The organism is Pelagibius sp. 7325, from assembly GCF_037652055.1.
Classification (GTDB): domain Bacteria; phylum Pseudomonadota; class Alphaproteobacteria; order Kiloniellales; family Kiloniellaceae; genus Pelagibius.
Genome location: NZ_JBBKAH010000003.1, coordinates 263299 through 274545, shown reverse-complemented (window position 1 = coordinate 274545; position 11247 = coordinate 263299). Strand labels below are relative to the sequence as shown.

Sequence of the window (11247 nt, the reverse complement as noted above, 5' to 3'; positions counted from 1 at the left end):
CCGCCCAGGGCAGGGGACCAAATTCCCATACCCGGCTGGGGCGGCGCGCTACCAGCTCCGCAGAGCGCGCAGTTGGGGCGTTTTCTTGTGCTGGTTCTCCTCCATACGGCCCAGCAGGGTGTCGAGCTCGGCGATGGCGTCCAGCAGGTAGGGCCCCTTGTTCAGCATGACGCATTCGGCCCGGGCGGCCATGGCGGCGTCGGTCATTTCACCGCGCGAGGGCGTGCCCTTCTTGATGAGATGTTCCAGCACCTGGGTCGCCCAGATCACCGGTACGTGGGCGGCCTCGCCGATCCACAGGATTTCCTCCTGCATCTCGGCCAGGCGGGCGAAACCGATCTCCACGGCGAGATCGCCGCGCGCGATCATGATGGCGGTCGGCTGACGTCCCGCTGCCTGCACCAGAATGTCCGGCAGATTCCTCACCGCGCGCGGCGTTTCGATCTTCAGGATGAGGGAGAGTTCGCGCCAGTCGTCGGGCCGGCGATCGGCGAGCGCGGCCTGCAGCAATGCGACGTCCCCGGCGGACTGCACGAAGGAGAAGCCGATGCCGTCGGCGTGAGCCGCGACGAAATCAAGGTCGCCGCGGTCCTTGTCGGTCAGGGCGGCGACCTGCAGGTCGCTGTCGGGGAAATTCAGGCCTTTCTCCGACTTCAGGCGCAGGCCCTTGTCTTCGGCGCGGGTGACGCGGGCGAGAAAGCCCCAGTCGGCGACGCTCTCGACCACGGCGCCGAGCTTGCCGTCGTCGACGAAGAGGCGATGGCCCGGGCGCGCCGCCGCCAGCGCCTGGGGCAGAGTGCACTCGACCGCGAAGGCCTTGATGGCGACGTCGATGGCGTCGAGCCCGCCCGGGGGCACGACGGCCAGCAGGTCGTCCCTGGCAATGCGCTTTTCCTTCCGCGGCAGGCGGACCGCGCCGGTCCGGATCTTGGGACCGGCGAGATCCATGAGGATCTTGAACCGCCGCCCGGTGGCGCGCTCGGCGGCCCGCGCGTGGTCGATCATCCGCTGCCAGGCTGCGGCGTCGTCGTGCGCACAGTTGATGCGCAGGGCCTCGACGCCGCGCGCGGCGAGTTCCAGCATGAAGGACGGGTCCTCAGCCGCCGTGGCAGGACAGGTGACCAGCAGGCTGACAGGGCGGTTGGGATTGGGCGGGCCAAAGACCGCGCGGGAACGCTCCGCCAGGCGCGCCTCGCCGGCGAAGAAGGCATCCGGTGCGGGCTCGACCTCGGCAGGCCGCCCGGCCAGGGCCGCGAGCGCGCCGCGCACCGCCCGCAGGCCGGGCAGCACGCGGCTTTCCAGGCGACCGAGCGAGGAAAGGCCGAGCTGCATCAGCGGGCGCTGCAGCGGCCGCAGATCGCGGTGGCGCAGCGCCAGGTAATGCGCCAGGTTGCGCGCGCTTTCGGCGAAATCCGGGTGCTCGATGCAGGATTGCCAGCCCGCGGCGCGGGCGTCGCCCTCGCGACTTACCTCCGACAGCAGGCTGTCGATCTGACGCGAGAGCTCGGCGATATCGGACATGAAAGACGCTCCAGGACACTAGGGACTGGGACGGCCGGAGGGGCGCCCGGTGGGGAGCCTACCCAAGGTCCCGGTCAATTTCGTGACAGGCGTCCCGCCGGCAGCCAGAGGCCACGGTTGACCCCGATCTTTGGACTGGATTCTCGATGTATGGGAAATCGAATCATCGCTATTGCGGAAAGGGGCCTCTTCTTGGCTCCATAGGGCTGGCTCATCTGGCTCTTGGGACGGGGCCAGGGCTTGCCCTATACCAGGGGCAGCTTACGCGCAGCCGCGCGGCGGGGCGCTGCATGACGGAGCGATCCTGACGGAACGATCCCCAGAAGAACCCAGGGAAGAGGAATCTCATCCAATGAAAATGACGACCGAGGAAGCCTTCGTGAAGGTGCTGCAGATGCACGGCATCCAGCACGGCTTCGGGATCATCGGCTCGGCCTTCATGCCGATCTCGGACCTCTTCCCCCAGGCCGGAATCAAGTTCTGGGACGTCGCCCACGAAACCAACGGCGGCCTGATCTGCGACGGCTACACCCGCTCGACCGGCAAGATGGCCATGGCCATCGCCCAGAACGGCCCCGGCGTTACCGGCTTCGTCACCGCCGTGAAGACCGCCTACTGGAACCACACGCCGATGCTGCTGGTGACGCCGCAGGCGGCCAACAGAACCATCGGCCAGGGCGGCTTCCAGGAAGTCGACCAGATGCCTATGTTCCGCGAGATGGTGTGCTACCAGGAGGAGGTGCGCGACGCCTCGCGCATCGCCGAGGTGCTGAACCGCGTCATCGAGAAGGCCTGGCGCGGCTCGGCGCCGGCGCAGATCAATGTGCCGCGCGACTACTGGACCCAGGTGATCGACATCGAATTGCCGCAGATCGTGCGCCTGGAGCGTCCGGCCGGCGGCAAGCGCGCCATCGCCGAGGCGGCGGCGATCCTGTCCAAGGCCAAGTTCCCGGTCATCCTGAACGGTGCCGGCGTGATCCTCGCCGGCGCCATTGCGGCCTCAAAGGCCCTGGCCGAGCGGCTCGACGCGCCGGTGTGCTGCGGCTACCAGCACAACGACGCCTTCCCCGGCTCGCATCCGCTGTCTGTCGGACCGCTCGGCTACAACGGCTCCAAGGCGGCGATGGAATTGATCGCCAAGGCCGACGTGGTGCTGGCTCTGGGCACGCGGCTCAATCCTTTCTCGACGCTGCCCGGCTACGGCATCGACTATTGGCCGAAGTCAGCGGCGATCATCCAGGTCGACATCAATGCCGACCGCATCGGCCTCACCAAGAAGGTCTCCGTCGGCATCCAGGGCGACGCCAAGCTGGTCGCCGAGCAGATTCTGGCGCAGCTGTCGCCCGATGCCGGCAATGCCGGGCGCGAGGAGCGCAAGGCGCTGATCCACCAGACCAAGTCGGCCTGGCTGCAGGCGCTTTCCTCGATGGACCACGAGGACGACGATCCCGGCACCACCTGGAACGAGCGCGCGCGCCAGCGCGACGCCGACCGCATGTCGCCGCGCCAAGCCTGGCGGGCCATCCAGGCGGGCCTGCCGAAGGACGCCATCATCTCCTCGGACATCGGCAACAACTGCGCCATCGGCAACGCCTATCCGACCTTTGAGCAAGGCCGCAAGTACCTGGCGCCGGGCCTCTTCGGCCCCTGCGGCTACGGCTTCCCCTCGATCATCGGCGCCAAGATCGGCTGCCCCGACGTGCCGGTGGTGGGCTTCGCCGGCGACGGCGCCTTCGGCATCTCCATGAACGAGATGTCGTCGATCGGCCGCGAGGAGTGGCCGGCCATCACCATGGTGATCTTCCGCAACTACCAGTGGGGCGCCGAGAAGCGCAACACGACGCTGTGGTATGACGACAACTTCGTCGGCACCGAGCTCGATCCGCACCTCAGCTACGCGCGCGTCGCCGAGGGCTGCGGCCTGAAGGGCGTCACCGTGAAGACTCAGGAAGATCTCACCCGCGAGCTGGCCGCCGCCTGCAAGGCGCAGGACGACGGCGTCACCACCTTCATCGAGGTGATCCTGAACCAGGAACTGGGCGAGCCGTTCCGCCGCGACGCGATGAAGAAGCCGGTCGCCGTCGCCGGCATCGATGCAAAGGACATGCGCCCGCAGACGCCGGCCTAATGCGGTGATGCGGGCGGCGCAGAGAGTGAGCCCCCTGCGCGCCGCCGAAGAAAACAGCCCCGGCGTTTCCGCGCCGGGGCTTTTTCTTTGTCACGCCCGGTAGTCGGGGTTCTCGTAGCCGAAGCGGCAGCCGGCAGCCCAGGCCTTGCGGTCGTTGCCGTGGCTGGGCAGGCCGCCGGCATTCTTAAGCAGGCGCGCCGTGTGCAACAGGTTCCAGGCCATGATGGTGGTGTTGCGCTGGGTGAATTCGTTATCAAAGCCGGCCGGTCTGCCGTCGACGTCGTCGCCGTAGGAGGGACCGGGGCCGGCCTCGCCGATCCAGCCGCAGTCAGCTTGGGGCGGGATCATGCAGCCGAGGTGCTGCAGGGCGTAGAGGATGGTCATGCCGCAATGCTTGATGCCGTCCTCGTTGCCGGTGACCACCGCGCCGCCGGTCTTGCCATAGAAGACGCTCTGGCCTTTGTCGTTCAACTCACCGGACATGCCGTAGAGCCGCTCGATGAGCACGCGGCAGACCGAGCTTTCCTCGCCCAGCCAGATCGGCGTGCCGATGACCAGGATGTCGGCTGCCTGAACCTTGGTCCAGAGTTGCGGCCAGTCGTCATGGTCCCAGCCGTGCTCGGTCATGTCGGGATAGACGCCGTAGGGAACGCGCTGGGAGGCCATGTGGACGTTCTCCACGTCAACGCCGACGCGGCTCATGATCTGCTCGACCACCGAGAGCAATACCCGGGTGTGCGACTGCGCCGGCGCCTTCTTCAGGGTGCAATTGAAGACCACGGCCGACAGGTCGGAAAAGTCGGTGGGGTTGTCGTTGCAGAGTTGTTCCTGCTGCGCTGTAAGAGTCATGGCGCTTCATGCTCCGTCGCTGGTTCGGAGATCCCGAAAGGGGCATGAGGTTAAGGTTGTGCCGCCTCGCCGAGAGAACAAGGACTCTTGTTTTGGCGCGTGCAGGAACCATCACGCCCGGGTTGCGTTCGAATCTCCAAGTGTCGGCGCCGGGTCGGTGGCCGGCCGTTCCACATCAGGAAAGGGAGACGGCGACATGGCGGCAAGCAAGTCCCGCGGCAAGACGGTTCAGTATGGCGAGCAAAAAATTTCGCGGGGCGAAGGCGGCGAGACCCACCAGACAGCCGGTGGAGATGTGCCCACGCTGACGACCCAGCAGGGCGTGCCTGTTGCCGACGACCAGAACAGCCTGAAGGTCGGCGAGCGCGGGCCTACCGCCCTCGAAGACTTCCATTTCCGCGAGAAGATTTTTCACTTCGACCACGAGCGCATTCCCGAGCGCGTGGTGCATGCCCGCGGTTTCGGCGCGCACGGCTATTTCGAGGCCTACGAATCGCTCAGCGATATCACGCGAGCCGACATCTTCCAGCGCGCGGGCGAGAAGACGCCCGCTTTTGTGCGCTTCTCGACCGTGGCCGGGAACAAAGGCTCGGCCGACCTGGCGCGCGACGTGCGCGGCTTCGCGGTGAAGCTCTATACCAAGGAAGGCAACTGGGACATCGTCGGCAACAACATCCCGGTGTTCTTCATCCAGGACGCCATCAAGTTTCCCGACCTGATTCATGCCGCCAAGCAGGAGCCCGACCGCGGCTTCCCGCAGGCGCAGACGGCGCACGACAACTTCTGGGACTTCATCTCCCTGACGCCGGAAAGCATCAACATGGCGCTGTGGATCATGTCCGACCGTACCATTCCGCGCTCGCTGCGCTTCATGGAAGGCTTCGGCGTGCACAGCTTCCGGCTGGTGAACGCCAAGGGCAAGTCGACTTACGTGAAGTTCCACTGGAAGCCGAAGCAGGGCATGCAGTCCGTGGTGTGGAACGAGGCGCTGAAGATCAACGGCGCCGATCCGGATTTCCATCGCCGCGACATGTGGGACGCCATCAAGTCCGGCGACTATCCGGAGTGGGAACTGGGCCTGCAGCTGTTCGACGACAGCTTCGCCGACCGCTTCGACTTCGATATTCTGGATCCGACGAAGATCATCCCGGAAGAGGAAGTGCCGGTGCGCATCGTCGGGCGGCTGGTCCTCGACCGCTGCGTCGACAATTTCTTCGCCGAGACCGAGCAGGTGGCCTTCTGTACCCAGAACATCGTGCCGGGGGTCGACTTCACCAACGACCCGCTGCTGCAGGGCCGTAACTTCTCCTACCTCGACACCCAGCTGAAGCGCCTGGGCAGCCCGAACTTCACGCACCTTCCGGTCAATGCGCCGAAGTGTCCGTTCCACCACTTCCAGCAGGACGGCCACATGGCCTTCCACAATCCGGCGGGACGCGCCAACTACGAACCCAACTCCTGGGGCGGCAAGGAAGGGGGGCCGCGTGAAAATCCGGAAAGGGGATTCACCTCCTATCCCGCGCCCGAGGCCGGCGACAAGCGACGCGTGCGCTCGGAAACCTTCGCCGACCACTACAGCCAGGCGCGCCAGTTCTATATCAGTCAGACCGACGTCGAGCAGGCGCACATCGTGTCCGCCTTCGTGTTCGAGCTCAGCAAGGTCGAGACTCCCGCGATCCGCGCGCGCATGGTGTCGCACCTGCTGAACGTCGACAAAGACCTGGCAAAGGCGGTCGCCGAGGGACTGCGTCTCGACGAGATGCCGAAGCCGGCGCCGGCCGCCAAGCCCACCAAGACGGACCTGAAAGAATCGCCGGCGCTCAGCATTCTGCGCAATCCGCCGGAGAGCTTCCGCGGCCGCAAGGTCGGCGCGCTGGTTACCGACGGCGCCGATGCCGCGCTGCTCGGCGCGCTGAAGAAGGCCCTGGAAAAGGAAGGCGCCACGCTGAAAATCGTCGCGCCCCACATCGGCGGCGTGAAGGCCAGCGACGGCACCTGGATCAAAGCCGATGAGAAGATCGACGGCGGTCCTTCGGTGGTGTTCGACGCCGTGGCCGTGCTGACGGACCAGGCCGGCGCTGCGAAACTGGCCAAGCACCCGGTGGCACGCGACTTTATCACCGACGCCTTCGCGCACCTGAAGTTCATCGCTTATGCGCCCGCGGCCAAGGACCTGCTGGAAGGAGAAGGCGTCGATACGGCGGAAGGCGCCGGAGTCATCGCCCTGGCGAAGAAGCCGGATGCGGACCGCTTCGTGACGGCCTGCCGCGACCTGCGGTGCTGGGCCCGCAATCCCTGAGGTGATGACGCAGAGCGTGGTTCGGCGCGTCGGCGCCGGCTCGAAGGAAGGGCACAGGCTGCGCCTTTTCCCGCCGCCTGCTAGTAGGCCCCGGCCACTTCGGCGCGGACCGCCGCGCGCAGGTCCGGCGGCAGGCCCCAGGAGTACTGCGTGAGGATGTCGCGGTAGATCTGCGTCCACGCCGGACTCTCGGGGGCTGCGAGACGGTCCTGGCGGTTTCGCAGGGTGCGTGCCAGCTCCGCGACGTTGTGATAATCCGGCCAGATGATGTGTGCCGCCTCGAAGGCCGCCAGGGCGGCCTCGGCGTCGCGGTCGATCAACGCCTCGAAGCCGCGCCGCTCGGCGGCGGCGGCGCGGGCCTCGCGGCTCTCCCCGGCTGCCGCCGCCAGGTCCTGCTGTACCCCGGCGGGTGCCGGGGCTGGCGCCTGCTGCGCGGCCTGCACCTGCGATATCTCGCGCGACAGGTTGCGCTCCAGACTGCTCAGCTTGGTCTGGATGTCGCCGCTCAATTGCGGGTTCGGCGCGGCCTCCCCGGTCGCCTGACGCTGGGTCTCCAGCAGCAGCCGGATGTCTTCGATCTCCGCCATCGTCTGGGATTCGATCTGCTCGACCCGCTCGCCGATCCTGAGACCGAAGATGTCGACCTGGCGTTCGGAGAGGATCTGGCGGACGTCGTCCTGGTAGATGACGACGACGACCAGCGCGACCGCCGGCCACATGAAAGCCTTGATGTAGTCGAGCACCAGGCGCCCCAGCGCGTAGCCCTTGCCGCTGTCATCCGCCATGCTTGCCTGCCGCCATATTTCCCTGCCTCCGCGATCGCTGCCTGGGCGCAGGCTAGAGCCTTCTGCCGCCGCATAACGTGGCGAATGCCACATTGCGAGAGAGACCCATGCTGATGCGGCTTCGCGCGGATCTTCCGCGGCGGGCCGGTCCAGCCGGCTGCGTCTCCGCAAGGCAGCCCTAGTCGAGAGCCGCCGGAGCGGCTAGGATCGCCGCCCAGTCAAAGGTTTAGCCCGCCACCGGATTCCCCTTGCCGAAGATCTTCAGCAGAGCGATTGCCGCCGCGCTCGGTGCGGTGTTCCTGGCCTCCGTCGCGCTCGGCGCGGCGCCGCTGGTTTCGATCGCGATCCTGGCCGTGCTGACCGCCTTCCTGTGGGCGACGCTGGCGATCCCGGCGGAGCTCACGGCCCTGGTGTTCTTCACCGCCCTGCTGCTGACCGGCCTGGCGCCGGACCACGTGGCCCTGGCGGGCTTTGAATCCAAGGCGGTGTGGCTGGTGTTCGCCGGCCTGGTGCTGAGCGAGGTCATCGGCCGCCACGACATGGGCCATGCGCTGTTCGACCGCCTGCTCGGGCGTCTCCGGTCCTACCCGGCGCTGATTTGGCTGGTGGCCGCGACCGGCCTGATGATGTCCTTCCTGATCCCCTCGGCCATGGGCCGCGTGCTGCTCTTGGCGCCGCTGGTGCTGGCGCTGGCCGACCGGCTGGGCTTCGCCGAGAACGATCCACGCCGTCACGGCCTTTTCATCGCCACGGTGCTGGGCGCCGTGGTGCCGGCCTTCACCATCATAACTTCCAACGTGCCGAACCTGGTGCTGATGGGCGCGGCCGAGGCGATCTACGACCGCACGCTGACCTACGGCGAATACCTGGCGCTGAACTTTCCGATCCTGGGCCTCGGCGCTTTCCTGCTGATCCCCACCCTGGTCCTGTATCTGTTCCCGGGTGAGAGACGCATCGTGCTGCCGGAAAGCCGCCCGGCACCCTGGACCCGCGACCAGGTGAAGATCGGCTTCCTGCTGGCGGTGACCCTGGCGTTCTGGACCACCGACAAGCTGCACGGCATCTCCTCGGCCTGGATCGGTCTTACCGCCGCGGTGTTCTGCCTGATGCCGGGCGTCGGCCTCATCCCGCCGCAGTCGATCGGCAAGCTGAACTTTGGACCGTGGTTCTTCGCCGCCGGCTCCATCGGGCTGGGCGGCGTGGTCAGCCACAGCGGCCTCGGTGCGCTGCTGTGGGGCCAGGTCGACGCCGTTGTGCCCTTCGCGGGGCTCAGCGATCCGGTCAAGTACGCAGTGGTGCAGGGCACCGCCATGCTGATGGCGACGGTCACCACGCTGCCGGCGATCCCGGCGGTCTTCACGCCGCTGGCCGGTGCCATCGCCGAGAGCCTGCACTGGCCGCTCGACGCCGCGCTGCTGGCGCAGGTGCCGGCCTTCGTTATCTTCGGATTTCCCTTCCAGGCGCCGCCGGTGCTGGTGGGACTGACCTTTCTCGGCGTGCCGCTCTCGGCTGCCATGGGGGTGATGCTGCGCTATCTCGTCATCGCGACGCTGGTACTCTCGCCGCTGCACTATCTCTGGGGCCGCCTGCTCGGCGTGTTTCCCTAGACCGCCGTGGCGCTCCGGAGGGCGTCCGGTGACGCCGCGATGCGCCAGGCGGGGAGGATGAGAGTGGCGGTGGTGCCCTCGCCGAGGCGGCTTTCCAACTCCAGGCTGCCGCCGTGCATCTCGATCAGCGCTTTGGTCAGCGGCAGGCCGAGACCGGTACCCTCGTACTTGCGGTTCAGCGCGCTGTCGATCTGGCCGAACTGGCGCAGCGCGACCGGAATGTCCTCGGGCGCCATGCCGATGCCGTTGTCACGCACCTCGAAGACGTATCCGCTGTCCCCGCCGCAGCGGATGTGGAGTTCGACCTCGCCGCCTTCGGGTGTGAACTTGATCGCGTTGACCAGCAGGTTCAGCAGCGCCTGCTTCAGCTTGCGCTCGTCGGCGCGCAGTGCCGGAAGTTCCGCGGCCGCACTGCAGGCGATCCTCACGCCGGAAGTCTCGGCCCGCTGGCGCACCACCCGCATGACCGTGCCGGCCAGTTCGCCGACGTTGAGGATTTCCTCGTCGAGCTCGTCGGCACCGGCCTCGATCTTGGAGAGGTCGAGAATGTCGTTGATGAGGCTCAGCAGGTGCAGGCCGGAGCTGTGGATGTCCTCCAGGTAACCCTGGTGCTTGGGATTGCCGCCAAGTCCCGGCTGCTGTGCCATCATCAGTTCGGAAAAGCCGATGATGGCATTCAGGGGCGTGCGCAGCTCGTGGCTGATGTTGGCGAGGAACTCCGACTTCGTGCGGTTGGCGGTTTCCGCTTCTTCCTTGGCCGTCAGCAAGGCTTTCTGGATCGCCACCTGGTCGGTGATGTCGCGCCCGGTGCCGCGGTAGCCGCGGAAGGTGCCGTCCTTGTCGAACCAGGGATTGCCGTTGATCGACAGCCACACCGTCTCGCCGTTCGGCTTCTGGCGCGGGTGCACGAAGTTGCGGAAGGGGCGGTGCGCGTCCAGGTCTTCCAGCTGTTGCTGCCAGACCTTGGGATCGACATTGGGAATGCCGGTTTCCCGGCGCGTCTTGCCCATCAGCAAGCTCTCGGGGACGCCGGTGACGGCGGTGTAGCGCTCGGAGAAAAAGCAAAAGCGTAGCTCTTCGTCCATCTCCCAGAACCAGTCGGAGCTGGAAGCGGCAAAATCCTCGAACCGCTTTTCGCGCGCGTGCAGGTCTTTGCGCCGAATGTCGGACAGGCGGCTGAGCAGGGCGTTCAGCGCGGTGACCGTCTCGCCGATCTCGTTGTCCGCCTCGATGTCGAGCTTATAGTGCTCCGCGTTCAGCGGATCGGCGTGCGCCGCCGTGAGGTTGCGGTGGATCGCCAGCAGCGGGTTCAGCACGCTGCGGCCGATCACCGCGACGGTCACGCCGGAGACAATGAGGGAGAGGATCAGGATCAGTGCCGCGATGCGCAGCACGTAGGCGGCCAGGTCCCGTTCGATCGCGGTGGTGTCGAGCCGGGCGACGGCGGTGAAGGGCAGGCCGCTGACCACCGGCGGCCACAGGATCTCGTGGCTGTTGCCGTCGGAGCGGCGCACGGTCGGGTCGTCGCCGCGGGCGAGCGAGCGCTCCGTTGCGCCGCTGCGCGCCAGGGGGGCCAGGACGGGACGCCTGCCTGCGGCGGCCAGCAGCCTTCCGTCCTCGGCGTAGATCGCCATGCCTTCGACAGAGACCTGGGCAAAGGCGGGCCAGCTCTGTTCCAGGATCTCCGCCGGGCTGTGCTTCTCGTACCAGCCCAGCGCCGCCTTCGTTATCTGCAGGGCCTCCGTTTCCTGGTGCTCGTAGAGCGCCTCCTGGCGCTTCAGGTAGGAGGGCAGCAGGAACGCCATCTCGACCGCGAGAATGCTGAGGCAGACCAACAGGGTGATTCGCCGGCACAGGCGGCAGGCAAGCAGTTCGCGAGCTTGCGTCAGTGAGAGGAACCCGGTGGGCATGAAGAGGCCTGCGGCGCGGCTGTGGTCGAGCGCACCCTTTGTACCGCTTTCGCCTTCAGCCTTGGTTAATCGAAGCGGACAATATTCCCGCGCAGATCGTATCCCGGCGGCAACCCGGCCAAAGCCTTGAAACCGTTACAAACTGGCG

General features: G+C 66.8%; 7 protein-coding genes. 3 read left to right on the top strand and 4 right to left on the bottom strand.

Annotated elements, in window-relative coordinates:
- Positions 1 to 48 precede the first annotated feature (48 nt).
- Complete coding sequence (locus WDC82_RS10390; protein ID WP_340117231.1) at positions 49 to 1521, bottom strand: pyruvate kinase; 1473 nt, start codon at positions 1519 to 1521, stop codon at positions 49 to 51.
- Between the two features lie 352 nt (positions 1522 to 1873).
- Between WDC82_RS10390 and xsc the strand changes: the two genes are divergently transcribed.
- A complete protein-coding gene (gene xsc, locus WDC82_RS10385) occupies positions 1874 to 3649 on the top strand; it encodes a sulfoacetaldehyde acetyltransferase (RefSeq protein ID WP_340117230.1) in 1776 nt (591 codons plus the stop codon).
- Between the two features lie 90 nt (positions 3650 to 3739).
- On the opposite strand, the gene WDC82_RS10380 is transcribed toward xsc, so the two are convergent.
- A complete protein-coding gene (locus tag WDC82_RS10380; protein ID WP_340117229.1) occupies positions 3740 to 4498 on the bottom strand; it encodes an NAD(P)H-dependent oxidoreductase in 759 nt (252 codons plus the stop codon).
- A gap of 196 nt (positions 4499 to 4694) precedes the next feature.
- On the opposite strand from WDC82_RS10380, the gene WDC82_RS10375 reads away from it, so the two are divergent.
- A complete protein-coding gene (locus WDC82_RS10375; protein WP_370661544.1) occupies positions 4695 to 6797 on the top strand; it encodes a catalase in 2103 nt (700 codons plus the stop codon).
- A gap of 80 nt (positions 6798 to 6877) precedes the next feature.
- Here the strand turns inward: WDC82_RS10375 and WDC82_RS10370 are convergent, their stop codons facing one another.
- Positions 6878 to 7582, bottom strand: a complete 705-nt coding sequence (locus WDC82_RS10370) for a hypothetical protein (protein WP_340117227.1) — start codon at positions 7580 to 7582, stop codon at positions 6878 to 6880.
- 248 nt (positions 7583 to 7830) lie between these two features.
- Between WDC82_RS10370 and WDC82_RS10365 the strand changes: the two genes are divergently transcribed.
- Positions 7831 to 9189, top strand: a complete 1359-nt coding sequence (locus WDC82_RS10365; protein ID WP_340117226.1) for an SLC13 family permease — start codon at positions 7831 to 7833, stop codon at positions 9187 to 9189.
- On the opposite strand, the gene WDC82_RS10360 is transcribed toward WDC82_RS10365, so the two are convergent.
- Complete coding sequence (locus WDC82_RS10360; protein ID WP_340117225.1) at positions 9186 to 11099, bottom strand: ATP-binding protein; 1914 nt, start codon at positions 11097 to 11099, stop codon at positions 9186 to 9188. The genes WDC82_RS10365 and WDC82_RS10360 overlap by 4 nt on opposite strands.
- Positions 11100 to 11247: the final 148 nt, after the last annotated feature.

Coding starts and splice junctions, on each gene's coding strand:
- WDC82_RS10380 (WP_340117229.1), bottom strand. CDS start 4,498: ATGACTCTTACAGCGCAGCAGGAACAACTCTGCAACGACAACCCCACC.
- WDC82_RS10375 (WP_370661544.1), top strand. CDS start 4,695: ATGGCGGCAAGCAAGTCCCGCGGCAAGACGGTTCAGTATGGCGAGCAA.
- xsc (WP_340117230.1), top strand. CDS start 1,874: ATGAAAATGACGACCGAGGAAGCCTTCGTGAAGGTGCTGCAGATGCAC.
- WDC82_RS10370 (WP_340117227.1), bottom strand. CDS start 7,582: ATGGCGGATGACAGCGGCAAGGGCTACGCGCTGGGGCGCCTGGTGCTC.
- WDC82_RS10360 (WP_340117225.1), bottom strand. CDS start 11,099: ATGCCCACCGGGTTCCTCTCACTGACGCAAGCTCGCGAACTGCTTGCC.
- WDC82_RS10390 (WP_340117231.1), bottom strand. CDS start 1,521: ATGTCCGATATCGCCGAGCTCTCGCGTCAGATCGACAGCCTGCTGTCG.